Here is a 25,421-nt window from a genome sequence, read left to right on the forward strand (position 1 = left end):
CCGAAGTGCCACAGGAAATTGCCGCATGGCGACCGCCGCCCATCAAGTGACCCCCGAGGAAGCATCCGCCCACCCGCCCGCCGAATCCGTCGTCGTCCGCTTCGCGGGCGATTCGGGCGACGGGATGCAGCTTACCGGAGGGCAGTTCACGCTCTCGACCGCGCTCGCCGGCAACGATCTCGCCACCTTCCCCGATTTCCCGGCCGAGATCCGCGCGCCGCAGGGCACCTTGTTCGGCGTCTCGGCGTTCCAGATCAACTTCGGCTCCACCGAGATCGACACCGCCGGCGATGAGCCGGACGTGCTGGTGGCGATGAACCCGGCGGCGCTCAAGACCAATCTCGCCTCGCTCAAGCGCGGCGGCCTCATCATCGCCGACGAGGGCGAGTTCAACGACCGCAACCTCGCCAAGGCCAGGTACGACGCCAACCCGCTGGAGGACGGCAGCCTCGCGCAATGGCAGTTGATGAAGCTCAACATCTCCCAGCTCACGCTCGACGCGGTGAAGCCGTTCGGGCTGGGCAACAAGGAGGCGCTGCGCTGCAAGAACATGTGGACGCTGGGGCTGGCGCTCTGGATGTTCGACCGCGACCGCGCGCCGCTGGTCGACTGGCTCAAGGCCAAGTTCGCCAAGGCGCCGACGCTGGCGGAGGCCAATATCGCCGCGCTCAACGCCGGCCATGCCTATGGCGAGACGGCGGAACTCGCCGGGCCGATGAAGCAGCATCATGTGCCCGCCGCCCCCGCCGAGCCGGGGCTGTATCGCACGATCACCGGGGCTGAATCGATCAGCCTCGGCCTCGTCGCGGGCGCGCAGCTTGCCGAATTGCCGATGTTCTTCGGCGGCTATCCGATCACGCCCGCCTCGGCGATCCTGCATCACCTGTCACGGCTGAAGGAGTTCGGCGTCACCACCTTCCAGGCGGAGGACGAGATCGCCGCGGTCGCCAGCGCGATCGGCGCGTCCTATGCCGGCCAGCTCGGCGTGACCTCCTCGTCGGGTCCGGGCGTGGCGCTCAAGACCGAGGCGATCGGCCTCGCGATCATGACCGAGCTGCCGCTCGTCATCGTCAATTCGCAGCGCGGCGGCCCCTCGACCGGGCTGCCGACCAAGACCGAGCAGTCCGATCTCTATCAGGCGGTCTATGGCCGCAACGGCGACGCGCCGATGCCGGTGATCGCGGCGCGCTCGGCCGCCGACTGCTTCGAGGTGGCGATCGAGGCGTGCCGCATCGCGACGCAATATATGACGCCGGTGATGCTGCTGACCGACGGCTATATCGCCAACGCCGCCGAGCCGTGGAAGGTGCCCGACACCAGCGCGCTCGAGCCTTTCCCGGTGACGTTCCTGAACGAAGCGCCGGCCGGGGGCTTCCTGCCCTACGCACGCGACGAAAAGGGCGCGCGGCCGTGGGTGAAGCCCGGCACGCCCGGCCTGCTCCACCGCATCGGCGGGATCGAGAAGGCCGCCGGCACCGGCAACATCGATTATTCGCCGTCGAACCACCAGTTGATGACCGATACGCGCCGCGACAAGGTGGCGGGGATCAAGGTGCCTGACCAGCAGGTCGAGGTCGGCGAGACTTCCGGCAAGCTCGCCGTGGTCGGCTGGGGCAGCACCTTCGGCCCGATCCATCAGGCGGTGCGCCGCGCGCGTCGCAAGGGGCTGGACGTCGCGCATATCCACCTGCGGCATATATGGCCGATGCCGGCGAACCTCGGCGCGCTGCTCAAGGGCTATGAGCGCATCCTCGTGCCCGAGATGAACACCGGCCAGCTCAAGACCGTGCTGCGCGACCAGTTCCTTGTCGATGCGAAGCCGCTCAACAAGGTGTCCGGCCAGCCCTTCCGCATCGCCGAGATCGAGGCGGCGATCGAGCAGGCGCTGGGCTGAGCGGGGAGACGAGACAATGAACGAGATGACCACCATCGCCAAATCCTCCCCCAAGGACTGGGAGACGGATCAGGAAGTCCGCTGGTGCCCCGGCTGCGGCGACTATGCGATCCTCAAGGCGGTGCAGCGCACCCTGCCGGAGCTTGGCGCGCGGCCGGAGAACACCGTGTTCGTCAGCGGCATCGGCTGCTCCTCGCGCTTCCCTTATTATATGGAAACCTACGGCTTCCACACGATCCACGGCCGCGCGCCGGCGATCGCGACGGGGGTGAAGCTCGCCAATCCGGGCCTCGATGTGTGGATCATCACCGGCGACGGCGACGCGCTGTCGATCGGCGGCAACCACACGATGCACCTGATCCGGCGGAACCTCGATTGCCAGATCCTGCTGTTCAACAACGAGATCTACGGCCTCACCAAGGGGCAATATTCGCCGACCAGCCGGGTCGGCACGCAATCGCCCTCCACGCCGTTCGGCTCGGTCGACCGGCCGGCCAATCCCTGCGCCTTCGCGCTGGGCGCGGGCGCGCGCTTCGTCGGGCGCGGGATCGACGTGCACAAGAACCTGCCGACGGTGCTCAAGGCGGCCTATGCGCACAAGGGCACCGGCTTCGTCGAGATCTTCCAGAACTGCATCGTCTATAACGACGACGTGTTCGCGCCGTTCACCGCCAAGCCCAACGCGGCGGCGAACCAGCTCTGGGTAGAGCATGGCAAGCCCCTGCTGTTCGAGAACGGCGCGAAGGGGCTGGCGATGGACCCCGACCGGCTGGTGCTCAAGGTGGTCGATGTCGCGGACGGCGACTGGCAGGCGGCGGGCGTGATCGTCCACGACCAGACCAATCGCGGCCTGGCGCATATGCTGGTCGAGATGCCGACGGGGGCTTTCCCCGTCGCGCTTGGCGTGATCTTCGACGATCCCGCGCCGACCTTCGAAAGCGCGGTCGTCGCGCAGAACGAGCGGGCCAGCGAGGGCAAGAGCGCCAATCTCCAGAAGCTGCTCTCCAAGGGCCAGACCTGGATGGTCGAGAAGGAGCCGAGGGCCGAATGATGCTGGGCATGATTATCGCGGTGGCGCTTCAGGCCGCCGCTCCGGCCGCGCCGGCCGGCGCACAGGCGACGCCCGAGCAGCGCACGCGCCTCGCGCTCGCCGCGCGCGGCATGTCGCAGGCGGGCATCGACGCGATGATCGCGGCGGAGAAGAAGCACACGGCGACGCTCCGCGGCATCGCCGAGCGCGGCCAGGCGGCGGAGCAGAACCTGCGCGCCGCGCTAGCGAAGCGCCCGGTCGATGTGGAGGCATTCGTCGCCGCCAACACCGCGCGCGGCGAGGCGTCGTCGGCGCTTCAGCGCGAGGCGGTGATGGTGGCGAACGAGCAGATGCGCGCGCTGTCGCCGGCCGATCGCGTCGTGCTGTCGCAGATCGCGGCGTCGCCTTCGCAGCCGCCGCGCCAGCCCGCGAAGCCGCAGCCGAAACGGTGATCCGCTTCGCCGTTCCCGCCTATGCGGGAATGACGAAGATGGTTCTGACCGGAGGGCGAGCGAGCTCGATTCGGCGCAACATGCTCCGACGCGTTCGTTCACGCGCGCGCTTTCGCCCTTCCGCTCGCGCCGTCGGCCGTGCAAAGCCGCGCGGGTGAATCGACCGGGAGTTAACGAAGCGCGGCGCGCGGGCGGCCGTCTGGCGCATGTCGCCGCGCCATTGTTCCACCGCATCCTCGACCGGATCGACGCGGGGCTGGCCATCGGCGCGATCGAGACGACGCTGCCGGATGGCACGCGCCGCCTGCTCGGCGGGCGGGTCGACGGGCCGCTGGCGATCGTCGCGATCCGTCGCTGGCGCGCGCTGCGGCGGCTGGTGCTCGCCGGCTCGATCGGCTGGTACGAGGGCTGGGCGGCGGGCGACTGGTCCAGCCCCGATCCGGTGCCGCTGTTCGACCTGTTCATGCGCAATCGCGTCACGCTGGGCGAAGTGGCGCGGGCCAAGAGCGGCGCGCGGCTCGCCGGGCGGCTGCTCCACGCGCTGCGCCGCAACGACCGCGCGGGAGCGAAGCGCAACATCGCCGCGCATTACGACCTCGGCAACGACTTCTACGCCGAATGGCTCGATCCGACGCTGACCTATTCGAGCGCGATCTTCGCCCCCGGCGACACGCTGGAACAGGCGCAGCGCCGCAAGCTCGCCGCGATCCTGTCGCGCACCGGCGCGGGGGCGGGCGACACATTGCTGGAGATCGGCTGCGGCTGGGGCAGCTTCGCGCTGGCGGCGGCGGAGGCGGGGGCGGACGTCCATGCGATCACCCTGTCGGCTGAGCAGAAGGCGGTGGTGGAACGCCGCGCGGCGGGGCTGCCCGTCACCGTCACGCTCACCGATTATCGCGATGTGACGGGCACGTACGACGCGGTGGCCAGCATCGAGATGGTGGAGGCGGTGGGGCAGGAATATTGGCCCGACTATCTCGCCGCGATCGCCCGTGCGCTGAAACCGGGCGGGCGGGCCGCGATCCAGCTCATCTCCATCGCCGACGATATCTGGGACGGCTATGCCCGCAACGTGGATTTCATCCAGCGCTATATATTCCCCGGCGGGCTGCTGATCTCCGAAAGCCGCTTCCGCGCGCTGGCGGAGAATGCCGGGCTGGCGTGGCACGACCGCAGCGGCTTCGGTCTCGACTATGCCGAGACGCTGCGGCTGTGGCGCGGGCGGTTCGACGCGGCGGTGGCGGAAAAGCGGCTGCCGGCGCGCTTCGATCAGAAATTCATCGACTTGTGGCGCTATTATCTGATGTATTGCGAGGGGGGCTTCCGCGGCGGGGGAATCGACGTCGCGCAGGTCACGCTGGTCAGGCAATCGGAATAGGGAGCAGGGGACATGCGCTGGACGGGTCTGATCGCGGCGGCATTGCTGGCGGGCACGGCGACGGCGCAGAGCGCGCCGCAGACCAACGCCCCGCCCGCGCCGGTCAATGCCGGCGTCGCGATCACCGACCAGAACCGCGCGCACCTGCAACAGATCGGCGCGGAGATATTGTTCTGGTCGCAGGCGCAGCGCGACGAGAATTTCCCGCACATGGAGAAATTGTTCCCCGGCCATGTGGTGAGCGCGGGAAGGAAGGTGCTCGCGCTCCCGCCCGGCCCGCCGCTGCCGATCCCGGCGACCGAGGTGGACGCGTTCATGCGCGACCAGAACGTCGCCGGGCTGATCGTGGTGCAGGCGGGCACGGTGCGGTTGGAACGCTATGCGCGCGGGTTGACGCGCGAGGGGCGGTGGACGAGCTTTTCGGTGGCCAAATCCTTCACCTCGACGCTTGTCGGTGCGGCGATCCGCGACGGCTTCATCAAGTCGGTCGAGGAGCCGGTGACGAAATACATCCCGGACCTCGCCGGCAGCGCCTATGACGGCGTGACGATCGCGCAATTGCTGACGATGACATCGGGCGTGAAGTGGAACGAGGATTATACCGATCCGAAATCCGATGTCGCGCGGATGTTCTCGATCCCGGTGCCACCGGGAATGGACGCCACCGTCGCCTATATGCGCACCCTGCCGCGCGAAGCGGCGCCGGGCAGCAAATGGGTGTACAAGACCGGTGAGACCAACCTGATCGGCGTGCTGGTCGGCAATGCGGTGAAGATGCCGCTCGCCACCTATCTCAGCGAGCGGGTGTGGAAGCGCTACGGCATGGAGCGCGATGCGTTCTGGATGACCGACGCCACAGGGCGCGAGGTCGGGGGCTGCTGCCTCTCCGTCTCGTTGCGCGATTATGCGCGGATGGGGCAACTGGCGATGGAGGGCGGCGCGGGCATCGTCGCGCCGGGCTGGTTCGCCGAGGCGACGCGCGCGCATGCCGATACCGGGCGCGGACCCGGCTTCGGCTATGGCTATCAATGGTGGACCTATCCGAAAGGCCGCTTCGGCGGGGTTGGCATCTTTGGCCAGAGCATCACCGTCGATCCCGCCAGCAAGACGGTGATCGCGATCGTCAGCGCGTGGCCGAAGGCGACCGACGATCGTTTCTCACAGGCGCGGCTGGCGTTTGTCGACCGGCTGTTCGCGACGGCGAAGGCGCCATTGACGAGACATCCGCAGCGGTGGTGAATTATGATCGTGAGATTAAATATAGATTAAAGAAAGATTAAACAAAACAGACTTTGATCTGACCATTTAACCGCGAACATCCGGCACGAAGAAGATTCGTTCTTAATCGGGGCAATATTGGCGCGTAAATTGGTTGTGCGAGGATAACGGCGTGTTAACCTAATTCCAGCGCAGCCTAAGAGTCGTGGGCAACATGCGCATGTCTGTCAATTTCGGTCATGTGGAGATGTTGTATGCACATAAGGCACGTTCTGGCGACGCTTGGCGCACTTGCGCTCGGCCCCGCTGCCCATGCCGCCGCGATCGCGGATTTCGAGTTGAACGGCACGCTCAACAATAGTGCGGGCGGAAGCGTCGCGCTGGTCAACAATGGCGGCGCACTCGGCGCGTCCGGCATCACTTTCGGGCTGAATCAAGGGCCGACGATCACCGGGCTGGGCGCGCTTTCGGCCTATACGATCGACGTGGGCTTCACGCTCGACAGCCTCAACGGGCCGCGCGGCAATGGCTATGTCAAGCTCATCGATTTCAGCAATCTGACCAGCGATTCAGGATATTACAGCTATTATGGCCACCTCAACGCCTATCCGTTGAGCGATTCGACCAACGCGGTCTTCACGGCGGATTCGCCGGTCCGGCTGACCCTGTCGCGCGATAGCGCGGGGCTCATCACCGCCTATATCGACGGCACTCAGATTTATGCCCAAAGCGACAGCACGAACCAAAGCAAGACGCTGATCGACGGGCTGAACCCGCTGACGTTCTTCACCGACGATACCGTGACCGCCTCCGGGGAAGCCTCGTCCGGGTTCGTCGACTATATCCGCATTTTCGACAGCGCGATCACGCCCGGCCAGGCGAACCCGGTCGGCGTGCCGGAGCCTTCGACCTGGGCGATGATGATCGTGGGATTCGGGCTTGTCGCCGCCGCCGCCCGGCGTCGCAAGGCGATTCCCCGCCCGGCCTGAGATCGATCGTCGCGCCGCCCGTCACCGCGACGGGGCGGCGCGGCTTTCGTTTACACCGGCGACCATTCCAGCACGTCCTCGCCCTCGTCGTCCGCGCTAACCGCGCCCGGCTCCGGCCCGATCGCCTCGAGCAGCCGGTCGAGCGCCCAGTCGACCCCGACGCCGCTCGCGCCGGAAATGGGGATCACCGGATGCCCGCTCGCTTCCTCCAGCTCGGCGGAGAGCGCGGCGATCAGCTCGTCGTCCAGCGTGTCGATCTTGTTGAGCGCGACCACCACCGGCTTGTCGTCCAGCCCCGCGCCATAGGCGGCCAGCTCGTCGCACACGATGCGATAGCTCTCCGCCACGTCGGCGTCGTTGGCGTCGACGAGGTGCAGCAGCACGCGGCAGCGCTCGATATGGCCGAGGAAGCGGTCGCCGATGCCGGCCCCGTCCGCCGCGCCCTCGATCAGGCCGGGGATGTCGGCGATGACGAATTCGCGCCCCTTGTGCCGCACCACGCCGAGCTGCGGCCGCGTGGTGGTGAAGGCATAGGCGCCGACCTTCGCCTGCGCGTTGGTGACGGCGTTGATGAAGGTGGACTTGCCCGCGTTGGGCAGCCCGACCAGCCCGGCGTCGGCGAGCAGCTTGAGCCGCAGCCAAACCCACGCCTCCTCATGGGGCCAGCCGGTGCCGTGTTGGCGCGGCGCGCGATTGGTGGACGTCTTGTAGCTGGCGTTGCCGCGCCCGCCGTCGCCGCCGCGCAGGAAAACCTCGCGCTGGCCGACGCGCACCATGTCGAGCAGCAAGGTGCGGTCCTCGTCGTCGGCGAGGATCTGCGTGCCGACCGGCACCCTGACGACCAGATCGTCGCCGCCCGCGCCGGTGCGGTTCGATCCGGAGCCGCCCTGCCCGCGCGGGGCGCGGAAGTGCTGCGTGTAGCGGAAGTCGATCAGCGTGTTGAGGCCGGCGACCGCCTCGAAGATGATGTCGCCGCCCTTGCCGCCGTTGCCGCCGTCCGGCCCGCCATATTCGATGAACTTCTCGCGCCGGAAGCTGACCGCGCCGGGGCCGCCGGCGCCCGAGCGGACGAAAATCTTGGCCTGATCGAGGAAATGCACGTCAATTCGTCCGGTCGTGAATGAGCATATTGCGCGCGAGCTGCCGCGCGCGGTTGCGCGGCAGCCCGAGCGCGCGGGTGAGGGGGGCGCCGAACAAGGCGTCGCCCAGCGCCATCAGCACGAGCTGCACCGTCTCGTCCTGGAGCGGGCGCTCGTCCCTGGAATGGCCGGCGGCCAGTTCGTCGACGAGATCGTGGATCGCCTGGAAGATCGGATCGAGCGCATCCTCGTTGCCGGTCAGGATCATCCAGCTCGCCAGCGCGCCGGCCCCGCCGGTGTCGAACGCATCGAAGGCAAGCTCGACGATCTCGGCTGGCTCCTGATCGGTCTCGCGCTGGCGCAGCACCGCCTCGCGGATCGTGCCGGTGATGAAGGCCGCCATCCGCGCGATCAGCGCCTTCTGCAAGCCGTCGGCCGAGCCGAAATGGTGGAGCAGATTGGCATGGGTGCGGCCGATCCGCGACGCCACCGCCTTCAGCGTCACCGCCTGCGGGCCGACCTCGACCAGCAGCGCGCGTGCCGCCTCCAGCGCGGCCTCGCGCGATTCCTCCGGGCTGAGCCGGCGGCGGGTGGGCAGGGGAGTGACGGACATGGAATGGCTGTCGGCGCTTTATGGCGGAAATTCAATCGTCGAGTTGGTTCAACCCCTTCGCCGTTCGCCCTTAGCCTGTCGAAGGGCTGCTTCGGCGGGCGCAGGACGAACGGCCAAGGTGACGCGGTCGATGAGCGTCATGCCGCGATCGGAAGCGGATTCATGTCTCCCTCGTCTTCCAGATCGAGCGCCAGCACCGCGCAATCGACCTCGCCGCGGTGCGCCAGCGAATAATGCGGTTCGCGCCGCACTTCGCGGAAGCCCAGCTTGGTCAGCACCTTGCGCGAGGCGGCGTTGTCGAGGTGATGGCTCGCCTCGATCCGCTTGACGCCCAGCGCGTGCCGCGCCTGCTCGATCACGATCCGCGCCGCCTCGGTGGCATAGCCGCGCCCCCAGGCGTCGGGGGTCAGCCAATAGCCAAGCTCGTGGACGCCGTCCTCGCGACGCAGCCCGATGCTGCCGATCAGACGCGGATAGTCGCCCTCATGCGCGAGGATCGCGAAGCGCGGCTCGGCCGCTCCGCGCGGCAACGTCAGGAACGCTTCCGCATCACCCTTCGCGTAGGGCCATGGCATGCGGGCGAGCCTCGTCGCGACCGCCTCATGCGCGATCGCCTGCGTCAGTCTCTCGGCATCTTCGGGCCACCACGGCCGCAACGTCAATCTCTTCGTCCGCGCGAACATCTGTCGCTCTCCTCACCTGTTCGCGCCGCTACGCCGCCATCATGACGGCCAAGCGACACAAGGGTTCCAGGGAGCACGAAAAAAGGGAGCCGGGGCGGACCCGTCTCCCTTGTGTCTGGCTGGTTCCTGCTATCGGAACCCGGGTCGCCCTGGTGGGCAACCCGGCTGGTTGCCCGATGTTACTCGGCCGCTGCCTGCATAATCTCGACCGAGCAGAATTTGCGGCCAAGCTTGCCGTCGTGGAACACGACGCGGCCATCGACGAGCGCGAAGAGGGTATGGTCCTTGCCCATGCCCACGTTGCGGCCCGGATAGAATTTGGTCCCGCGCTGGCGCACGAGGATGTTGCCGGCGACGGCTTCCTGCCCGCCGAACTTCTTCACGCCGAGGCGACGACCGGCCGAATCACGACCGTTACGCGACGAACCGCCTGCCTTCTTATGTGCCATTGCGATCTACTCCTTACGCTTCGGCGGCCTGGGCGGCGTCGCCCTCGGCCTGCTTGGCGGCGGCCTTCGGGGCGGCCTTCTTCTTCTCGGCGGCGCCGATCGACACGATCTTCAGGATCGTGTGCTGCTGGCGGTGGCCGTTGCGGCGGCGATAGTTGTGACGGCGGCGCTTCTTGAAGACGATGACCTTCTCGCCCTTCGCCTGCGCGATGATCTCGGCGGCGACGGTGAGGCCGGCGGTCGGCTTCAGTTCCGAACCCTCGCCCGCGAGCAGCACGTCGCCAAGCGTCACCGAGGAACCTGCGTCACCCTCGATCTTCTCGACGACGATCTTGTCTCCGGCGGCGACGCGATACTGCTTGCCGCCCGTGCGCACGATTGCGAACATGGCCCTTGTCACTTTCCAAATGCTATTACCCGAACAGGCACGCCCGTCGGGAGAAGCGGCGCGGTTAAGGCAGGCGGGTGATTCTGTCAACCGCTCTCCAGCCCCGCGCGGCTCCGATAATCAGTGCCGGTGTTCGCGCCTGAGGCTGTACCGGCCATCGGCATAATCGTTGAACAGCCCGGCGATCGCGGGATGGTCGATCGGCTCGTCGCTGTCGTCCGCCACCAGGTTCTGCTGGCTGACATAAGCGACATAGGTCGATTCGGCGTTCTCGGCGAGCAGATGATAGAAGGGCTGGTCCTTGCGCGGCCGGATCTTCTCCGGGATCGCCTCATACCATTCGTCGCTGTTGTTGAAGACGGGATCGACGTCGAAGATGACGCCGCGGAAATCGAACATGCGATGGCGCACCACGTCGCCGATCGCGAAACGCGCGTGCGCGATCGGTGGGGCGGACATGGCGGCGTCACGAGAAAGCGAGGCGGCTTTGATCGTCATACCCGACTATCTAGGGTCCAGACCCACCAGCGGCAATGCCTCGATGCCGCGCGCCCCGGTCATGGCGCAACCCGCTTGCACATGCCGGTCACAGCGGTTAGAGGCGCGCCCTCGATCGCCCGCCATGCCGGCGGACATCCTCTGCGGAGAGGTGCCAGAGTGGTCGATTGGGACGGTCTCGAAAACCGTTGTGGGTGCAAGCTCACCGTGGGTTCGAATCCCACCCTCTCCGCCAAAAATTCTCATATATCAACCGAATAAGCAGATTTTAGTCACCTGTGCCCACGTTCGTGCCTATTTTTGATCCGGCCTTGGGCGAGCTATCGTGGCCTTTAACGATCAAAGGCAGCGATGACGGGGCATTGAAGACGTGATCGTAAGCGCTCCAAAGTGCGTCATAACGGAATGCCGCTATCCCGCTGGAAGCGGTTGAGACTAAGAAATCCAGCCGTTCTCGCACTTCCCAGTCCAACTACTGCGAGCTACGGGTAACGCAGATCATCCCATGGCCGAATCGCCCCTCATCGCGGAAGGAGCGCCGGCACTCCGAAGAAGATATCGAACGCGCGAGCGACCCGCGCCTTCCCGAACGGCCGTAAATCCAGCTTGAATACGAACCGGCGCAGCGCCGCCGGGTCCAGCTTGTGCGCGTGGTTGGTGGCGGCGATGACCGGGAGCGGATGGCGATCGAGCCATGTGAGCAGTTCGGCGGCCAGTGTCCGCGCCAGTTCGGTCTTGCCGACGCCGGGTGGACCAAGGGTCAGAATATTGATCCCGGCGGCCTTGCTGCGGATGGCGCCGTGCAACAGCCGGACCATAAAGTCGATTTCCTCGCATCGATCCTGGCCGCTGACTCGAAAAAATGGCGCGAGCAATGTGACACCATGCGCCCGCGCCAAGTTTTCCCATCGCACCGAAGTTGCCATGATGGCTTCGGGCAGCGCGATAACGATCAATGGCTAATGGCGCTCCGGCGTGCTGATCGAGGTTAATTCGATTTTCCGCCGTCCGGGTTCAGTCCTTCAGTGCCGCCCGTTGTTCATGCTGCCCGGCCATTGCCAAATGCAGCCTGCGCGTATGCGGATCGGCAGCGGCGTCCGCCACCTCGTGAGCCTGTTTGGCGCGTCGCTGGTAATATTCCCTGTTGCCTGCGCGGCGGTTCGCGTTGCCGTCCATCTCTCCACTCCATCGTGAGTCGCCCGGCTGCCCAAGACGATATCACAATGGGACATGGTTGCTGACTCAATCCGGCTGGCCGCATTTGGCCGCGCAGACCCGGCATCCGATGACCATGACCAGGGCGCGCTGGCTCCAGCAAATGGCGCGGGCGAAGTGATACCATCGGCCCGCGCCAATGCTTTACATCTTGTCGCCCATCTTGCCCTTTATGTCGCCAGTGGCCTTCTGCACGTGTCCCTTGGCATTCTGCGCCGCGCCCTTGGCCTCCATTTTGCGGTCGCCGGTCGCCTTACCGATTTCCTCTTTGACCTTGCCGGCAACCTCGTTCGCGGTGCCCTTCATCTTGTCCTTGAACTCACCCATTGCTTCCATTGCTTCTCTCCTGATTGGTGGTTTCGGAATGCCTGGACGCGCGAGGCGTTCCGCACCTGATCGAAGTTAGGTCGATTTCATCTAATGGACCGGATAATGCCACGGTTCTGGCGCTCGAGCGTTATTCGACATTCGTGGAAGACGCCGTGGAGGTCGACCATGTTGTTGTTGCTTACCGTTGTGCTGGTTGCCGTGCTGATCCTCGGTGCCATCTGGCTATTCGATCTGGAGCGTCGGATGAGCGCGCTTGAAGCGGCAAGGCGCGGCGGCGTGACTGCGGACGGGAAGCGGTTTGGCCGGCGTCGAACGGATCGGCTCTAGCGGACGCTTTCACTTCGGTCGGCTGGACCTCATCCCGGTCCACCGCCTCGCCGTGTCCCCTTGGATGCCTCCTGCCGGCCTCGCCCGCGCATCTTCGCCGCCAGTTCCGGGAGAACCTGCGCGTAGGGAGGCAAATACGGCAACCCACGGGTCGCAGCCCGTTACGTGGGGTAACTTCGTGAAGGAATGCTTGCGAACCGGCCCCTATCGTTAATTTCGAGTGGGCGTTTCTATCTGGCCGAGTGGGGCGAAGCGCCTGCTGCTAGAGGTGGCCGCGCTGAAAGCTACGCGGCAAGCGCAAGTCGCGAAAAATGCTCCACCGTTTGCGGGGACGCCGTGAACAAGAGCACGCGCATTCGCTCGTCGAAGTCATCCGCCTTAAAGCCTCCGATATCGTCCACCGGGTCGCGCTGGACCATGGTCCAATCGCCGAACTCCCGTTCATCGATCGATGTGTCGGATAGGATTGCGATGTCCATGTGCCGGGGATCGGCGAGCAATCGCTCCAGCAAGCCGGCGATGCTCTCGGCTTCGCCTTCAATCACCTGAAGGAAATTCTGGCCGTCGATGTAAAGGATGCCGGTTATTCCATCGACGCCATTGAGTGCTTTCGCGACCTTCAAAATTTCGGGGGCATCGTCGGCCGCGAGTCCTGAGGCGGCCGTCGATATGCTGCGGTAAATGACCTGACGCATTGCCGGGATTATGGGGTCAGCAATGCGGCCTAGCAAGATCGATCAGCGCAATCATCCCGCTACGCTCGCCGCTGGTGCTGCGATCAACGCAGCGTTCAGCGCTCATCCGGCGCGGGAGCGCGGCGGCACTTCCCAATGGCGATAGACCAGCCCGAAGGTGCCGTCCTGATATTCCTCGCCCTCGATCGGCGTGACGTCGACATAGACCGTATGCAGCGTGGGTGAAGGCGATTGCGCGCCGTTGGCGGTGTCGGTGTTCCAGTTCGAGCAGGACACGTAGATGCGCGGGTGCTTCCTGCCCGCCGGGGCGGATAGCAGGCAGCGCTTGGCGTGCAGCATTCCGGCGTTGCCCATGCGGTCGTGGGAGGGATTGACGATGATATCGGCCGCCGTGATCGCCGCTTCGCATTCCGGGTCGCGCGCCTCATCCATCGTGGCGAAGCTCTGGCGGCCGAAACGATGGATTTCGCCGTCCGGGAAGATCGCCCACATGGCATGCTGGCGACCGAGCGAACGGCGGCGCCTACCGTCATAATGGCCCTCGTCGATTCCGACATCTGGCGGCTCTGGCCGTAACTCCGGCGGACTTGGCGGCAAGAATGACCTGCCCTGTCGGTTCGATAACGTTTCGACCGGCACGCAAGCGGCATAAGCCCCCGGGCGAGCCGCCGCCGACACGATGCTCTTCGTTGCGCGCGGAGTTTCTCGCCAAGCGGCATCGGAACAGGAAGCCCAAACCCTGACCGCTCGCTGTATCGCCTAACTTCATAAATATGCCCGCTGCGCTCTCGCAGCGGGCATTTCCCGTTCTGGGGCGAATATGCTCAATGCTAAGAGCCTTGGGGGCGTAAGCCTGAAGACACTGGTCGGTGCGCAGTGCCACCTGGGTTGAATGCCAGCCCGTGCGTGCGACCCGCTGCGCGCGCTAGTTTACCAACAGACAAGCGTGAGCCTCTTGACGGCCGGCGGCCGGCGGCCGGCGCATTGTCGGTGTCGGTGTCGGTGTCGCCGCAACGAGCGACGCTCTGCGCTTGTTCGATGATCGGGCGGAAGACGATCGACAGGACCAGCGGCTCATCCAACGCCACGCGTGGCGGCGGGACGAACAACAGGCTGTTTCCGTCGCATCGCCACAGGCCGTCGGCGAGCGCCGTCATCGAATCGAACACCGGGTTGGCGGCGATCGGCGAAGCGGCGATCCCGGGCTTGCCGGCGCCGAACATGCTGATGCGATGGAACGCGATTTCGCCGATCTGGACGACCTGTCCAAGCGCCCCGATCTGGACCCCCGCATCGAATTTCGCCGCCCCCACCGGGATATTCAGCACGTAGAAGCCGTCATGAGTGGGCGATGCCGTCAGGCTTTGAACGAGCTGTTCGCCACCAGCCGCGAGAAGAACCGGAACGGGAAGCTTTTCGACGGCAAAATCGACCAGCCGCAAATCGAGACCGAAGCGATTGGCCGAAAGCCACGACAAGGAGATCGGCAGGCCATGTGCCTGCAACTCGCCCGAAAGAAACATGCGATCGACACGGCGCACATAGGCCATGCCGTGGCGACGCAATTCCCGGCGCGCGCCTTCCTGATCGACCATCCCGACGAGATCGTCGGTGCCGAGATTCACATCATGCTCGAACCGGCTGAAGATAGCCACCTCGTCCGCCTGCGGCATGAACAGCAATCGCCCGAGAATGGCGAGCGCCATCCGCCGCCGCGCATCCGGTTGGTCGACAGCGGGCGGACGATGGAAAGCCGCATCGCACGACCGGGCGAAAGCGATCGCGCCGGTCTGAATCCTGGCGCGCGTCTCCGATTGCGCGCCGTCGACGCGCGAGGCCCGGCACCTGGCGCGCCCGTTGTCGGCGTAATCGAGCACCGATCCCGTGCTCGATGTGCAGACTTGCTCAAGAATTGCGATCTGGCCGCACAGCGCCCTCAGAAGCCGGTGATCGTAGTGGCGGGAATCGAACAGGCCGCGCTTCCGTTCGGGATCGACGTTGCTGTTCGCGAGCAGCAGATAACGGCCGGTGACGGTAACGCCGAGACCATCTTCCAGAACAGGCGCGACAAGATCCTGCACGGTTCCGCGATAGCCGAGGTCGACCAGCATCACGATGTCGCCATCGGCGATCCTCGCCTCCCGCCGGACATGAGCGATAAGGCGCTTCGCATAGGCTGCGCTGCGCCTGATAATGCGGCTCAGCGTTTCGGGCGCGAATATGTTGCGTCGGAAAGCGGCGTTCGTCTCGCCGATTTTTGCAGTTTCGGCCGGAGTCAGGCCGAGTTGCGCCGCAAGCACATCGACACGATTGGTGCCTTCCTCGTCCAGATAGCGTTCCACCGCGGTCCGATCGCCGAACGATGCCTGCCGCGCGGCGAAGCGGCTGATCGCCACGCTGGCGCCTTCGCCGCCGATCGCTTCGTACATCGCATGGGGCAGGAAGCCGTCGCGCAGCAGGAACAGCGGCTTGACCGGGCGCGCGGTTTCGGCGGCAACCGCCTCCACCTCCGCTTTCAGCCAACGCGAAAACGCGTCGAGCACCGGCCCTACAATATCGTGGCCGAGGTGCCATGCCGGATCGCGGCGTTCCTGAAGGGCAAGCGGCGCGCGGTGCAACTGGACCATCGGTCGTCGAACGCGCGTCATCGGATCGAGCATCACCGCCGCATTGGCCTCAAGGCGCAGGATATTCGCCGTCGCATCGTCGAATTGCCGGATGTGGACGGCATTCAATCCCGCCGCTTCCGCCGCCAATCCATCCGCATCGAGATTATCGCCGACATGCAGGATCGCCTTCGGCGATTCCCCGATTTCGCGCAGCACATGAGTGAACAGCCCCGCACCCTTCGACCGGCCGTATTCCGACGAGCAGAATATCTGGTCGATCATGCCGACCATTTCCTCTCCGCCGACAGCCGCGATCAGGCCATGCAATTGCGATCGCGACAGATAGGTGTCGCTGACGATGATGACTTTCAGCCCACGCGCCCTTGCGTCCGCGATCAGCGCCACCGTGGGGGCGAACGCGAAACAATGCCGCGCCTCGAGCGCCAGTTCCCGTGCCACGCCGGCATCGGCATCGCCAGGCAGGTGCGCGTGGATTTCCTCGATCGAGACCTCGGAAAGTCCGTCCTTGCGCAGCCGCAACCGGCGCGCCGCCTGCTCCGACTGGACGCGCGGCTCGATCCCGCCACCGGGATAATCGAACTCCGCGAAAACGTCCTGCGGCAGGTTGGTCGCGCGCCATATCAGCGTATCGAAGCAATCGAGCGAAAGGACACGGATTCCTGCCGGGGCGTTTTCCAGCAACGTCGCGACGTCTCTTGGAGTAACCGTCTTCCGCATCGTGCTCATCTTTCGGGCGGTGGCGTTGATATTGTATCCGCCGGAATACGGGCAATTGGATTGCCGAAAAGTTAACCTCGTTCGTTAGTTAATCCGGTGTGACGCCGCCCGGCGATCGGCTCCAGTGTTTTAATTCCCGTGGTTAACCAAATGCTAGGAACGGCCTGCGACGACTGCGGTCGACATCGAAAGGGCACCCAGATGCCGGACCTGCTTATTCATTCCATGGCCGAATTCTCCGATCTTATTCTCGCCGGCCTCGCCATTGCGGAGGCGCGGGAGATCGTGGAGATCGGCGCCGAGTTCGGTGGAATGTCGAAATTGCTCGCCGATCATGCATCATCGGTGAATGGATCGCTCACCAGCATCGATCCTTCCGTCAAGCCGGCGTTCACCGCCTGGTTGGCGGCCAATCCGGCGGTTCGCCATATCGCCCAGCCGAGTCTTGCCGCGCTCGATCATGTGGGGCCGGCGGACGCGTGGCTGATCGACGGCGACCACAACTGGTTCACCGTCTATCACGAACTGCACCGGATCGATGCCATCTGCCGCGAGCATGACAGGCCATTGCTTGTCTTCCTGCACGACATCGGTTGGCCGGCCGCCCGGCGGGATATGTATTACGCGCCGGAAGCGATCCCGGCCGACTATCGTCACGCCCATGATTATGACGGGGGCGCGGTGCCCGGCTCGAACGCGCTGGTGCCCCGCGGCGGCTTTCGTGGAAACGGGCAGTTTGCCTTTGCCTGTCATGAAGGCGGCCCGCGCAACGGCGTGCTTTGCGCGGTCGAGGATTTTGTTGCGGACCTGCGCGACAATGGCCGCACCCTTGCCTTTGCCGAGATCAACGCGGTCTTTGGGCTGGGCGTCCTGTTCAGCGAAGACGCGCCGTGGAGCGAAGCACTGGGGCAGCATTTGCTGCCGTTCCACCAAAATCCGCTGCTCGCCACGCTCGAGCAAAACCGCCTCGCAAACTATCTCCGCGTTATCGAGTTGCAGGACGGGGGACTCCACACTTGAATTGTCCGCGAGGACAGGGCGCACATCCGCCGCGGTGCAACGCGACATGGTCGGGCTGATCGGTGGCGGCAATACGCGCATAGCTGCCGAATTCCTCGACGATCGCACGGTGATCGCGCGCACGATCGTGGTCATGAAGATGGCAAGGCCAATAATCGCGGGCATTCTCCGGCGAGCACCGGATTAGGCCCCCTGCACGCTCCGTATATCGCGCACGGATGTTCGCCCCGCGCCCGGCGGAACCCGATCGCCTGCTCGGCTCTTTTTGAGGGTTGAAGGAGCGCCGCGTGTCCAGTGTAGCCCGACCGAACAACCTCGCCGATGCCCATACCGGGCAGCCGCGCCTTTTCGGGCGCAGGGCCGTCATTACCGGCGGCACCATCGGGATCACCGTCGACCTTTCCCGGCGCGAGGAGGCCGACAGGTTCTTCGATGCGGCGGGTGCCTGTCTGGGCAGGCTCGATATTGCGGCGATAAACGCGGCGATCCCCGCCGAAGCCCTGCCGGACACTTCCGGCGCCGATACAGACTATCAGATCGCGGTCGGTTTCACTTCCTGTCCGACCGGCACCCAGGCCGCCGTCAACCGGATGAAGGAAGGGAGCGACATCAAAATCGGCCTGATCGAACCGGGCTTCACCGGGGCCGATTTCCGATATCCGGACTATCCGCCGGAAAAGCAGCGCGCGCTCATCGCGCGGGACCAGATGCTCCGCGCGGAGGACATCGCCGTCGCGGCGCACTTCATGCTCACCCAGCCGCGCAGGGCTGCCGTCTCCTTCATGCGCGTCGAAACGCGGCGCAAGTGCCCGTGAGCGACTATCCCGTCGACAGGCTCGTCCTCGTTCCGGACGACATCGATCTTTCGAGATCGCCGCTCGCCGGCCAGCTCGATGCCGAAACCTATGTGCTCGGCGCGTTCAATCCCGGCCTGACGCGGCTGCCGAACGGCAACCTGCTGATGATGGTGCGGATCGCCGAGGCGCTGCGCGAACCGATCCATGGCGGCAAGGTCCATGCGATCCGGCTGGACGAGGGGCGTTATGTGCTCGACGGCTGGCCGCTCGAACTGGTCAACACGGCGGACCCGCGTAAGTTCATGCTGCATGGCGGCGGGTGGAAGATCATGGCCTTGACGTCGCTCTCGTGGCTCTTGCCCGTGGAGCTTTCGCCCGACGGGCTGGAGATCGTCGCGATCCATTATGGCCGTGCGATCGCGCCGGCGGGCGAATGGCAGTGCTATGGCGTGGAGGATGCGCGGATCAGCCGGATCGACGGGAAATGGCTGATGACCACCTGTTCGGTCAGCCCGGAGCGGCATTCGACCACACTTTACGTTTCCGACAACGGGCTGGACTGGCGCTTCGACGGCATCGTGCTCGATCACCAGAACAAGGACATGCTGATCTTCGAGGGGCGTATCGACGGACAATATTGGGCGCAGACGCGACCGCTCGGCGATCTCTATTTCGCTTATCCTCCCGGCAGCGAATGGCGCGCCGGCCCGTCGATCAATCTCGCCGTATCTCCCGATGCGCGTCATTGGCGCCCGTTCCTCAAGCCCGGCATCCGGCCGCGCGCCGACACCGTCGCCACCGCGCGGATGGGAGGTGGAACGCCACCGATCCGGGTCGATGGCGGCTGGCTGTCGCTCTGGCACGGGGTGGAGCCGAAGGAGATCGTCGGTATATACCGCACCTATTGGTCGCTGCTCGATCCGACGGACCCGTCGCGCGTCATTCGAACGGAGGCGTCACCGCTGCTCGAGGCGAATCCCGCGCTGACCCGGCCGATCGAGCATCAGATGTATGTCCGCGATGTGGTGTTCACCACCGGCATCGCGGAGCTGGACGACGTATATGTCGTCGCTTCCGGGGAGGCGGACCTGGCGTGCCGGATCACGCATATCCCGAAATCCCGCTTCAGTCCGGGATCGTGAGCGGGAACAGCCAGCCCGATGGCCGGGTCATTGCCCGGAAGGGTCCCTGCCGAACAGCGCGCGCAGCTCGTCCTTGGCGTTTTCCAGCTTTTCGTGATCCTGCCTGGACAGGTTGTCGCCGGCCCGGTTGATGTAGAAGGTTAGCATCCCCATCGTCGATTGCAGCGGTGTGCCCTTGCGGCGCTTGCTGTGTTCGGCAGAATGCTTGAGCGATTGCGCGATGGCCTTGGGATCGTCCATCGTGAACATTCCCCGCTCCAGATCGAGGGCGTCGGAATGTTCGGTCACCTCGTGCGACCATTTGTGCTGTGTCATCCCAGGCTCCGATCAGGCGCAACCGGCCACGCCGAGCAGGAGGGCGAAAAGCCCGACGCCGATCAGGCCGCCCAGAAAGATGGAACGCTGCCGGCGGGTACGCAGGACGATTTCACCGCCGCGCGCCTTCCGGCCGGCAAGGTGGATGGGTGGGTCCGGATCGCGCGCCAAGGTCTTCTCCTGCAAGTGCAAGCTCAATTCCCGGACCGGCCGGCCGTTCCGGCTTTCCTGTCGCCTACTGATCCAGGTTTGCGGAAAAGCGCCTGCATGTCGGTGGGAGCAGCGCGTGATGGAAGGCGATCCGCGTTTCGAGACCACGCAGAGCCTGAGCGGTGCGCTGGCGCCTTCAGCGCGGCGGATCGCTGGTCGTCACCGTCGAGCGGCGGATCAATTCGCCGCCGGCATCCACCGTCAGCCGCAGGTGGCGGTTGCCGGCGAAGAAGCTCAGGCGGAACGTGCCGGCATCCTCATCCATGCCGCGTTCGCATACCGAGGTGATCCGCCCCGCGCGCATGTCCGCCTGCACCTGTTCGGGGGCGATCCCCAGACCGGCGGCGATCAGCGCGGCGTCAACCTCCACCGCTCCATTATCGAACCTGACCTTCGTCATCACGGGAGCGAGCATAATCTATTTGCCGCCGGAAAGTTTGCGCCAGCGCAAATCCGCCCGTCTCGCGCCGGGGTAGAACGCGCGCGATCGGAGGTCCGGCAGAATGGATGGTCTGGCACTTGCCCGCGCGCTGCACGTCCTTGGCGTGGTGGTGTGGATCGGCGGGGTCGGCATGGCGACGACGGTGGCGATCCCGGCCGCGCGTCGCGGCGATCTGGGCGCGGACCGGCTCGCGGCGTTCCAGGCGATCGAGCATCGTTTCGTGTGGCAGGCCCGCGCCGCCGTCCTGCTCGTCGGCGCGACCGGGCTGTACATGATCGCGAAGCTCGACCTGTGGGACCGGTTCCGCGAACCCGGCTTCTGGTGGATGCACGCGATGGTCTGCGTGTGGCTGATCTTCGCGCTGATGCTGTTCGTCGGCGAGCCGCTGGTGCTCCACCGCCGCTTTCCCGGCTGGGTCGAGCGCTATCCGGAAGGCGCGTTCGCCTGGCTCCAGCGCGCGCATGTCGTGCTGCTCGCGCTCGGCCTGATCACCGTGTTCGGCGCGGTCGCCGGCAGCCACGGCTGGTCGGTCTTCTGACGAAGGCAATATCACATAGCGGGTAGGGGGATTGTCGATGACGCTGGAAGCCGAGCAGATCGATCCGCCGCTGGCCGATCCGGTCAGCGCCGTCCTCAAGTGGGTGTTGCTCGCGGTGGCGGTGCTGACCTTCGGGCTGCTCGCATGGGCCACCGTTGCCACCTATCGCGCCGTCCCGCCGCAGCCCGACCGCTTCGTGACGCGGGGCGGCGCAGTGGTGATGACCGGCGACGACGTTATCGCCGGCAAGGGCGGTTTCCAGAAAGCCGACCTGATGGATTACGGCAGCATCTACGGCATGGGGTCCTATTACGGCGAGGACTACACCGCCGCGGCGCTGGTGCGGATCGGCACCGCCGCGCGGGAGGCGGAGGCGCGGGCGCGCTACGGCCGCGCCTTCGCCAGCCTGCCCGACGAGCAGCAGGCGGCCGCCACCGCCGCGATGCGGAAGGCGCTCCACGGCATCGACCTGACGCGGCGCGAGGTGGTGCTGCCAGACAGCGAGGCCGGCGCGATGATCTCGGTGCGTGACGAGCTGGCGCGCGGGCTGGCGCTGTCCGATCCGAAGCGCGGCTGGACGCCGGCGCACAGCCTCGATCCGGCGCTGGCGCGGCAGACCGCCGATTTCCTCGTCTTTTCCGCGCTCACCACGGTCGCGCGCCGGCCGGGCGTCACCTGGTCATGGACCGAGAACTGGCCCTATGAGCCGCTGGTCGGCAACACGCCGACCACCAACACCTTCCGATGGACGTGGATCAGCTTCTGCTTCACTTTCTTCGCCTTCGGGCTGGTGCTGTTCATCTACGAATTCTTCCTGAACGGGCCGGACGAGGCGCCGATGGACCCGGTGCTGGCCGGCTTCCGCCCGCTCACGCGCAGCCAGAAACGGATCGGCAAATATTTCCTCGTCGTCGCCGCGCTGCTGCTGGTGCAGATCGGCGCGGGCACGGTGATGGCGCATTCCTATTACGAGCGCGAGGCGTTCTACGGGATCGACGTCAACCGCTGGCTGCCGTTCAACTTCCTGCGCAGCGTGCACATCCAGGCGCCGATCGTGTGGATCGGCCTGTCGTGGATCGGCGCGGCCCTGTTCCTCGCCCCCGCGATCGCCGGTGGGCGCGAGGCGAAGGGGCAGCATGTGCTGGTCGACCTCCTGTTCTGGGCGACGGTGGTGGTCGTCGCAGGCGCGCTGGTTGGCGATTATCTCGGCATCATGGGGGTGATCGACCGGGGCTGGTTCTGGTTCGGCAACCAGGGGCTGTCATACATCCAGCTCGGGCGCTTTTGGCAGATCGGCTTCTTCATCGGCCTTGCGCTGTGGAGCCTGCTGGTGATGCGCGCGCTCTGGCCCAGCCGCGCGCTGTTCCGCACCGCCGCCGGCCAGTTCTGGACCGGGCGCATCCGCATGGAGCATTTGATCTGGGCCTCGACGATCAACATCGCGGCGCTCTACGTGTTCGGCATGATCCCGCTGACGGGGATCGAGAAATCCTTCTCGATCACCGATTTCTGGCGCTGGTGGGTGGTGCATCTGTGGGTCGAGCAGTCGTTCGAGTTCTTCGCCGCCTGCATGAGCGCCTATCTGTTGATGTCGGTCGGCCTCGTCTCGCGCCAGCTTGCCGAGCGCGCGGTCTATTTCGAGCTGATCCTCGTCTTCCTCGGCGGGGTGATCGGCACCGGGCATCACCTCTACTGGGCGGGCGGGCCGAGCATGTGGGTGCCGATGGGCAGCATGTTCTCGTTCATCGAGGTGCTGCCGCTGGTGCTGCTCATCATCGAGGCGATCAACAACCACCGGCTGATCCGGCGCACGCGGGATTTCCAGTATCGCCTCGCCTATCTCTACGTGATCGGTGCGGCCTTCTGGAATTTTGTCGGCGCGGGCGTGTTCGGGGGCGGGACGCTCAACGCGCCGCTGGTCAATTATTACGAGCACGGCACGTTCCTGACGCTCAACCACGCGCATACCGCGCTGTTCGGGGCATTCGGCGAGCTGGCGATCGGGCTGGTCTATTTCTGCCTGCGCTATGCCGCGGGCGAGCGCCATCCGTTCAACGAGAAGCCCGGTCTGTGGGCGTTCTGGCTCTACAATGCCGGGCTGGTGCTGTGGATATTGCTCAACTTCTTCCCCATAGGCTGGCCGCAGCTCGACGCGGTGTACGAGCATGGCCTTGCTTATGCGCGCAGCCTCGAATTCTATCAGGGCACCCTGTTCTGGCAATGGATGCGGCTGCCCGGCGACGTGGTGTTCGCGGCCGGCGCGGTGCTGATGGCGTGGGATTTCTTCGTGAAGGGCAAGGCGCTCGCCAGCGCGCAGCCGTCCGACGATGCCGGCGGGGAGGGTGGCCATGCTGTGCCCTGAATGCGGCGAGGTTCTCCCGCCGGGGCCGATCGATCCGCGCTGCGCCCGTTCGGTCGAGCGACGGCGCGGGTTGCTCGCGCGCCTGTGGCGGGTCGTTTCCCGCCGCCCGCTATCGCCGGTCGCGGCGCGCGACGATGCCGTCGATCTCGGCGAGCTGCCAGCCGAGCAGCGTCGGCAGCCCGATCACCAAGTCGCGCGCGCGCTTGGCGAGTGACAGGGCGAGCGCGCTTTCCGGGGGCAGGCCGAACAGCGGCCCCGCCACCGCATAGGCCGCCTCCTGCACGCCGAGCGCGCCGGGAATGAAGAAGGCGACGCTGCGCAAGGTGAAGATCAGGCTTTCCAGCGACATCACGTCCCAGATCGCGATCCGCACGTCCATCAGGTGCAGCGCCAGCCACGCCCCCGCGCCGCTCGCCACCCATCCGGCGAGGTTGAAGGCGAACGATTTCGCCACCCGACCGCGCCGGGCGTAGATACGCGCCAGCTCCACGCGGATATCGGCGATCGCCGCCTGCGATTGCGGTACCAGCCGGCCCGCGATGCGCCCGGTGAGGTCGAACGCGGCGCGCTGCGCGACGAAGAACAGCAGGATCACCGCCACCATGATCCCGGTGCCGCCAAGGATCGCCGGGCGCAGCGCCGCCGCCGCGCCATCACCGATCAAGAGCGAGGCGATCATCGCCAGCCCGAACAAGGTATAGACGAGCTGCGCCGCCATCTCGGTCGTCATGTCGACTACCATCGAGCCATAGACGCGCGGGGTCGCGATACCGGCGGTGGTCAGCGTCCGCGCGCCGATCACCACGCCGCCGAGCTGCGACAGCGGCAGCAGGTCCGACACTGCTTCCCGCACCATCCGCGCCCAGGTGAAGGCGCGGATACGGCCGATCGCCTCGCCCGGCGCGGCCGCCAGCCACGCCGCGCCGAGCAGCGCGAAGGTGCCGAGCGACCACAGGCAGAACAGTAAGAAGCCGCCCACGCCGATCCGCCGCGCGACCGCGACGATATCGCCGAGGCCGGTCTCGCCGAACGTCCACAGCGCGACGCCCAGCCCGGCGATGGTCGCCAGCAGCAGGCCGGCGCGCGCGGAAATCCTCAGGCGGCGTCTCCCGCCGGCGCGGGCTTGCGCATGAGCTTCAGCGCGAGCCGCATCATCGCCGGCACGAAGCGCGGGCGGATCAGGCGCCGGTCATAGGGCGCGAGGCGGCGGTCGTTCTCCGACAGGCAGATCGCCGCCAGCTCCGGGAAAGTCACCTCGACGCCCAGTTCCTTCGATCCGTTGAGGGTGAAGTTGTTCTCCTGCGCCTTGGTGTTGTCGCCCATGCCCTTCGCCATGTCGATCCGTTCCCAGATCAGGAACAGCCACACGACGATCACCTTCGCCTCGAAATACGGCCGCCGCCACCACGGCATGTTGCGCCGCCACCATGCCACCCAGTTGACGAAGAACAGGATATGCCGCCCTTCCTCGCGCATCACCGGCTCGAACGTGTCGATCAGCTCGGGCGGGAAGAAGCCCGTATCCTTGGCGAGCCTGAACAGCCCGAAGCCGAAGAAGCTGTCGATACACTCCGAATAGCCTGATCGCATGAAGGCCCATTCGGCATCCTTCGGCGTCACGTAGTCCGGCTCGGGCTGAAGCTCGATGCCATAGGATTGCACCATGTCGGCGAGGACGACCTTGTGGCGGCGCTCCTCGAACGCGTCCATCTGCACGGCGGAGCGCAGCAGCGGGTCCTTCACCGTCTCGCCGAAGGTCTTGACGAACAGGCCGGTGCGCCCCTCGGTCTGCACCGCCATGTCCCAGATCGGCAGCGAGACGATCTTGTCGCGCGTCTCCGGCTCCAGCTCGGGCCAGTCGATCAGCGCGGGGCGATAGGGATCGTGCGTGTCGAGCAGCATCCGGCTGAACAGCATCAGATGCCCCGGGCTGCCCAGCTTCACCTTGCCGGCGGGCAAGGGCGTCGAGGCATCGAACTGGTCCCAATCGGGCACGAGATTCATGCGCGC

The 25,421-nt window shown here is 65.8% G+C and carries 30 protein-coding genes, 1 tRNA gene and 1 pseudogene; 14 read left to right on the top strand and 18 right to left on the bottom strand.

Annotation, left to right across the window (positions count from 1 at the left end):
- The first annotated feature begins 25 nt into the window (after positions 1 to 25).
- The 6 genes from F9288_RS08300 (at position 26) to F9288_RS08325 (ending at position 6,961) form a co-directional block, all read left to right on the top strand.
- A complete protein-coding gene (locus F9288_RS08300) occupies positions 26 to 1,894 on the top strand; it encodes a 2-oxoacid:acceptor oxidoreductase subunit alpha (RefSeq protein WP_174836189.1) in 1,869 nt (622 codons plus the stop codon).
- 16 nt (positions 1,895 to 1,910) lie between these two features.
- Positions 1,911 to 2,945, top strand: a complete 1,035-nt coding sequence (locus tag F9288_RS08305) for a 2-oxoacid:ferredoxin oxidoreductase subunit beta (RefSeq protein ID WP_174836190.1) — start codon at positions 1,911 to 1,913, stop codon at positions 2,943 to 2,945.
- On the top strand, positions 2,942 to 3,376 hold the full coding sequence (locus tag F9288_RS08310) for a periplasmic heavy metal sensor (RefSeq protein WP_174836191.1): 435 nt from the start codon (positions 2,942 to 2,944) through the stop codon (positions 3,374 to 3,376). The genes F9288_RS08305 and F9288_RS08310 overlap by 4 nt, the downstream gene beginning before the upstream one ends.
- Positions 3,377 to 3,575: 199 nt before the next feature.
- Positions 3,576 to 4,754 carry a cyclopropane-fatty-acyl-phospholipid synthase family protein gene (locus F9288_RS08315; RefSeq protein ID WP_254621188.1) on the top strand — a complete coding sequence of 393 codons (1,179 nt, stop codon included), beginning with the start codon at positions 3,576 to 3,578 and terminating at the stop codon, positions 4,752 to 4,754.
- A gap of 12 nt (positions 4,755 to 4,766) precedes the next feature.
- Positions 4,767 to 5,993 carry a serine hydrolase gene (locus F9288_RS08320; protein ID WP_174836193.1) on the top strand — a complete coding sequence of 409 codons (1,227 nt, stop codon included), beginning with the start codon at positions 4,767 to 4,769 and terminating at the stop codon, positions 5,991 to 5,993.
- A gap of 233 nt (positions 5,994 to 6,226) precedes the next feature.
- Positions 6,227 to 6,961 carry a PEPxxWA-CTERM sorting domain-containing protein gene (locus F9288_RS08325; RefSeq protein ID WP_174836194.1) on the top strand — a complete coding sequence of 245 codons (735 nt, stop codon included), beginning with the start codon at positions 6,227 to 6,229 and terminating at the stop codon, positions 6,959 to 6,961.
- 50 nt (positions 6,962 to 7,011) lie between these two features.
- Here the strand turns inward: F9288_RS08325 and obgE are convergent, their stop codons facing one another.
- From obgE to hspQ, 6 genes are all read right to left on the bottom strand, one after another.
- Positions 7,012 to 8,061 carry a GTPase ObgE gene (obgE, locus tag F9288_RS08330; RefSeq protein WP_174836195.1) on the bottom strand — a complete coding sequence of 350 codons (1,050 nt, stop codon included), beginning with the start codon at positions 8,059 to 8,061 and terminating at the stop codon, positions 7,012 to 7,014.
- 1 nt (position 8,062) lies between these two features.
- The gene (locus F9288_RS08335) at positions 8,063 to 8,653 is read right to left on the bottom strand and encodes a TetR family transcriptional regulator (protein WP_174836196.1); all 591 of its coding nucleotides are present in this window, start codon (positions 8,651 to 8,653) and stop codon (positions 8,063 to 8,065) included.
- A 137-nt stretch (positions 8,654 to 8,790) separates the two neighbouring features.
- Positions 8,791 to 9,336, bottom strand: coding sequence for a GNAT family N-acetyltransferase (locus F9288_RS08340; protein WP_254621130.1), 546 nt, complete (start codon positions 9,334 to 9,336; stop codon positions 8,791 to 8,793).
- Positions 9,337 to 9,515: 179 nt separating this feature from the next.
- Positions 9,516 to 9,785, bottom strand: a complete 270-nt coding sequence (gene rpmA, locus F9288_RS08345) for a 50S ribosomal protein L27 (protein WP_174836197.1) — start codon at positions 9,783 to 9,785, stop codon at positions 9,516 to 9,518.
- Between the two features lie 13 nt (positions 9,786 to 9,798).
- The gene (rplU, locus tag F9288_RS08350) at positions 9,799 to 10,173 is read right to left on the bottom strand and encodes a 50S ribosomal protein L21 (RefSeq protein ID WP_174836198.1); all 375 of its coding nucleotides are present in this window, start codon (positions 10,171 to 10,173) and stop codon (positions 9,799 to 9,801) included.
- A gap of 120 nt (positions 10,174 to 10,293) precedes the next feature.
- On the bottom strand, positions 10,294 to 10,671 hold the full coding sequence (gene hspQ / locus F9288_RS08355) for a heat shock protein HspQ (RefSeq protein ID WP_254621131.1): 378 nt from the start codon (positions 10,669 to 10,671) through the stop codon (positions 10,294 to 10,296).
- Positions 10,672 to 10,816: 145 nt separating this feature from the next.
- On the opposite strand from hspQ, the gene F9288_RS08360 reads away from it, so the two are divergent.
- Positions 10,817 to 10,906, top strand: a tRNA-Ser gene (locus tag F9288_RS08360).
- 286 nt (positions 10,907 to 11,192) lie between these two features.
- On the opposite strand, the gene F9288_RS08365 is transcribed toward F9288_RS08360, so the two are convergent.
- The 3 genes from F9288_RS08365 to F9288_RS08375 all read right to left on the bottom strand — a co-directional run bounded on the left by F9288_RS08365 (position 11,193) and on the right by F9288_RS08375 (position 12,213).
- On the bottom strand, positions 11,193 to 11,627 hold the full coding sequence (locus tag F9288_RS08365) for a hypothetical protein (protein WP_217482606.1): 435 nt from the start codon (positions 11,625 to 11,627) through the stop codon (positions 11,193 to 11,195).
- A 58-nt stretch (positions 11,628 to 11,685) separates the two neighbouring features.
- Entirely contained in the window at positions 11,686 to 11,847 is a 162-nt protein-coding gene (locus F9288_RS08370) for a hypothetical protein (RefSeq protein ID WP_174836199.1), read from the bottom strand.
- A 183-nt stretch (positions 11,848 to 12,030) separates the two neighbouring features.
- Positions 12,031 to 12,213: a CsbD family protein gene (locus F9288_RS08375; RefSeq protein WP_174836200.1), complete on the bottom strand. Its 183-nt coding sequence runs from the start codon at positions 12,211 to 12,213 to the stop codon at positions 12,031 to 12,033.
- A 168-nt stretch (positions 12,214 to 12,381) separates the two neighbouring features.
- On the opposite strand from F9288_RS08375, the gene F9288_RS08380 reads away from it, so the two are divergent.
- Positions 12,382 to 12,543, top strand: a complete 162-nt coding sequence (locus F9288_RS08380) for a hypothetical protein (RefSeq protein WP_174836201.1) — start codon at positions 12,382 to 12,384, stop codon at positions 12,541 to 12,543.
- A gap of 284 nt (positions 12,544 to 12,827) precedes the next feature.
- On the opposite strand, the gene F9288_RS08385 is transcribed toward F9288_RS08380, so the two are convergent.
- The 4 genes and pseudogenes from F9288_RS08385 to F9288_RS22380 all read right to left on the bottom strand — a co-directional run.
- Entirely contained in the window at positions 12,828 to 13,238 is a 411-nt protein-coding gene (locus tag F9288_RS08385; RefSeq protein ID WP_174836202.1) for a BLUF domain-containing protein, read from the bottom strand.
- Between the two features lie 102 nt (positions 13,239 to 13,340).
- Positions 13,341 to 13,730: a hypothetical protein gene (locus F9288_RS08390; RefSeq protein ID WP_174836203.1), complete on the bottom strand. Its 390-nt coding sequence runs from the start codon at positions 13,728 to 13,730 to the stop codon at positions 13,341 to 13,343.
- Between the two features lie 338 nt (positions 13,731 to 14,068).
- Complete coding sequence (locus F9288_RS08395; protein WP_174836204.1) at positions 14,069 to 15,898, bottom strand: hypothetical protein; 1,830 nt, start codon at positions 15,896 to 15,898, stop codon at positions 14,069 to 14,071.
- A gap of 135 nt (positions 15,899 to 16,033) precedes the next feature.
- A pseudogene (locus F9288_RS22380) lies at positions 16,034 to 16,594 on the bottom strand (hydrolase); the annotation flags it as partial.
- A 192-nt stretch (positions 16,595 to 16,786) separates the two neighbouring features.
- On the opposite strand from F9288_RS22380, the gene F9288_RS08405 reads away from it, so the two are divergent.
- The 4 genes from F9288_RS08405 to F9288_RS08420 all read left to right on the top strand — a co-directional run bounded on the left by F9288_RS08405 (position 16,787) and on the right by F9288_RS08420 (position 19,544).
- A complete protein-coding gene (locus F9288_RS08405) occupies positions 16,787 to 17,605 on the top strand; it encodes a class I SAM-dependent methyltransferase (protein ID WP_174836206.1) in 819 nt (272 codons plus the stop codon).
- Positions 17,606 to 17,651: 46 nt separating this feature from the next.
- A complete protein-coding gene (locus tag F9288_RS08410) occupies positions 17,652 to 17,792 on the top strand; it encodes a hypothetical protein (protein WP_174836207.1) in 141 nt (46 codons plus the stop codon).
- Positions 17,793 to 17,877: 85 nt separating this feature from the next.
- Complete coding sequence (locus F9288_RS08415; RefSeq protein WP_254621132.1) at positions 17,878 to 18,420, top strand: SDR family oxidoreductase; 543 nt, start codon at positions 17,878 to 17,880, stop codon at positions 18,418 to 18,420.
- Entirely contained in the window at positions 18,417 to 19,544 is a 1,128-nt protein-coding gene (locus F9288_RS08420; RefSeq protein WP_174836208.1) for a glycosidase, read from the top strand. Before F9288_RS08415 ends, F9288_RS08420 begins: the two co-directional genes overlap by 4 nt.
- A gap of 27 nt (positions 19,545 to 19,571) precedes the next feature.
- On the opposite strand, the gene F9288_RS08425 is transcribed toward F9288_RS08420, so the two are convergent.
- From F9288_RS08425 to F9288_RS08435, 3 genes are all read right to left on the bottom strand, one after another.
- Positions 19,572 to 19,859, bottom strand: a complete 288-nt coding sequence (locus F9288_RS08425) for a DUF3175 domain-containing protein (protein WP_174836209.1) — start codon at positions 19,857 to 19,859, stop codon at positions 19,572 to 19,574.
- A 12-nt stretch (positions 19,860 to 19,871) separates the two neighbouring features.
- Positions 19,872 to 20,045: a peptide ABC transporter permease gene (locus F9288_RS08430; RefSeq protein ID WP_254621133.1), complete on the bottom strand. Its 174-nt coding sequence runs from the start codon at positions 20,043 to 20,045 to the stop codon at positions 19,872 to 19,874.
- 160 nt (positions 20,046 to 20,205) lie between these two features.
- Positions 20,206 to 20,469 carry a DUF6522 family protein gene (locus F9288_RS08435; protein ID WP_174836210.1) on the bottom strand — a complete coding sequence of 88 codons (264 nt, stop codon included), beginning with the start codon at positions 20,467 to 20,469 and terminating at the stop codon, positions 20,206 to 20,208.
- A 103-nt stretch (positions 20,470 to 20,572) separates the two neighbouring features.
- Between F9288_RS08435 and F9288_RS08440 the strand changes: the two genes are divergently transcribed.
- The gene (locus F9288_RS08440; protein ID WP_174836211.1) at positions 20,573 to 21,049 is read left to right on the top strand and encodes a hypothetical protein; all 477 of its coding nucleotides are present in this window, start codon (positions 20,573 to 20,575) and stop codon (positions 21,047 to 21,049) included.
- 37 nt (positions 21,050 to 21,086) lie between these two features.
- Complete coding sequence (locus F9288_RS08445) at positions 21,087 to 23,411, top strand: nitric-oxide reductase large subunit (protein ID WP_174836212.1); 2,325 nt, start codon at positions 21,087 to 21,089, stop codon at positions 23,409 to 23,411.
- 109 nt (positions 23,412 to 23,520) lie between these two features.
- Here the strand turns inward: F9288_RS08445 and F9288_RS08450 are convergent, their stop codons facing one another.
- Positions 23,521 to 24,510: a lysylphosphatidylglycerol synthase domain-containing protein gene (locus tag F9288_RS08450; protein WP_174838976.1), complete on the bottom strand. Its 990-nt coding sequence runs from the start codon at positions 24,508 to 24,510 to the stop codon at positions 23,521 to 23,523.
- A complete protein-coding gene (locus F9288_RS08455) occupies positions 24,507 to 25,415 on the bottom strand; it encodes a ferritin-like domain-containing protein (RefSeq protein ID WP_174836213.1) in 909 nt (302 codons plus the stop codon). The genes F9288_RS08450 and F9288_RS08455 overlap by 4 nt, the downstream gene beginning before the upstream one ends.
- Positions 25,416 to 25,421 lie beyond the last annotated feature (6 nt).

Source organism: Sphingomonas sp. CL5.1 (assembly GCF_013344685.1).
GTDB lineage: Bacteria > Pseudomonadota > Alphaproteobacteria > Sphingomonadales > Sphingomonadaceae > Sphingomonas.

What these genes read in the sequence shown, in the direction of transcription:
- F9288_RS08325 (WP_174836194.1), top strand. Translation starts at nt 6,227, where the DNA reads ATGCACATAAGGCACGTTCTGGCGACGCTTGGCGCACTTGCGCTCGGC.
- F9288_RS08370 (WP_174836199.1), bottom strand. Translation starts at nt 11,847, where the DNA reads ATGGACGGCAACGCGAACCGCCGCGCAGGCAACAGGGAATATTACCAG.
- F9288_RS08300 (WP_174836189.1), top strand. Translation starts at nt 26, where the DNA reads ATGGCGACCGCCGCCCATCAAGTGACCCCCGAGGAAGCATCCGCCCAC.
- F9288_RS08425 (WP_174836209.1), bottom strand. Translation starts at nt 19,859, where the DNA reads ATGACACAGCACAAATGGTCGCACGAGGTGACCGAACATTCCGACGCC.
- F9288_RS08305 (WP_174836190.1), top strand. Translation starts at nt 1,911, where the DNA reads ATGAACGAGATGACCACCATCGCCAAATCCTCCCCCAAGGACTGGGAG.
- F9288_RS08320 (WP_174836193.1), top strand. Translation starts at nt 4,767, where the DNA reads ATGCGCTGGACGGGTCTGATCGCGGCGGCATTGCTGGCGGGCACGGCG.
- hspQ (WP_254621131.1), bottom strand. Translation starts at nt 10,671, where the DNA reads ATGACGATCAAAGCCGCCTCGCTTTCTCGTGACGCCGCCATGTCCGCC.
- F9288_RS08445 (WP_174836212.1), top strand. Translation starts at nt 21,087, where the DNA reads ATGACGCTGGAAGCCGAGCAGATCGATCCGCCGCTGGCCGATCCGGTC.
- F9288_RS08410 (WP_174836207.1), top strand. Translation starts at nt 17,652, where the DNA reads ATGGTCGGGCTGATCGGTGGCGGCAATACGCGCATAGCTGCCGAATTC.
- rplU (WP_174836198.1), bottom strand. Translation starts at nt 10,173, where the DNA reads ATGTTCGCAATCGTGCGCACGGGCGGCAAGCAGTATCGCGTCGCCGCC.
- F9288_RS08455 (WP_174836213.1), bottom strand. Translation starts at nt 25,415, where the DNA reads ATGAATCTCGTGCCCGATTGGGACCAGTTCGATGCCTCGACGCCCTTG.
- F9288_RS08395 (WP_174836204.1), bottom strand. Translation starts at nt 15,898, where the DNA reads ATGCTCGATCCGATGACGCGCGTTCGACGACCGATGGTCCAGTTGCAC.
- F9288_RS08435 (WP_174836210.1), bottom strand. Translation starts at nt 20,469, where the DNA reads ATGACGAAGGTCAGGTTCGATAATGGAGCGGTGGAGGTTGACGCCGCG.
- F9288_RS08310 (WP_174836191.1), top strand. Translation starts at nt 2,942, where the DNA reads ATGATGCTGGGCATGATTATCGCGGTGGCGCTTCAGGCCGCCGCTCCG.
- F9288_RS08405 (WP_174836206.1), top strand. Translation starts at nt 16,787, where the DNA reads ATGCCGGACCTGCTTATTCATTCCATGGCCGAATTCTCCGATCTTATT.
- F9288_RS08385 (WP_174836202.1), bottom strand. Translation starts at nt 13,238, where the DNA reads ATGCGTCAGGTCATTTACCGCAGCATATCGACGGCCGCCTCAGGACTC.
- F9288_RS08335 (WP_174836196.1), bottom strand. Translation starts at nt 8,653, where the DNA reads ATGTCCGTCACTCCCCTGCCCACCCGCCGCCGGCTCAGCCCGGAGGAA.
- F9288_RS08340 (WP_254621130.1), bottom strand. Translation starts at nt 9,336, where the DNA reads ATGTTCGCGCGGACGAAGAGATTGACGTTGCGGCCGTGGTGGCCCGAA.
- F9288_RS08440 (WP_174836211.1), top strand. Translation starts at nt 20,573, where the DNA reads ATGGATGGTCTGGCACTTGCCCGCGCGCTGCACGTCCTTGGCGTGGTG.
- F9288_RS08380 (WP_174836201.1), top strand. Translation starts at nt 12,382, where the DNA reads ATGTTGTTGTTGCTTACCGTTGTGCTGGTTGCCGTGCTGATCCTCGGT.
- F9288_RS08390 (WP_174836203.1), bottom strand. Translation starts at nt 13,730, where the DNA reads ATGTGGGCGATCTTCCCGGACGGCGAAATCCATCGTTTCGGCCGCCAG.
- rpmA (WP_174836197.1), bottom strand. Translation starts at nt 9,785, where the DNA reads ATGGCACATAAGAAGGCAGGCGGTTCGTCGCGTAACGGTCGTGATTCG.
- F9288_RS08375 (WP_174836200.1), bottom strand. Translation starts at nt 12,213, where the DNA reads ATGGGTGAGTTCAAGGACAAGATGAAGGGCACCGCGAACGAGGTTGCC.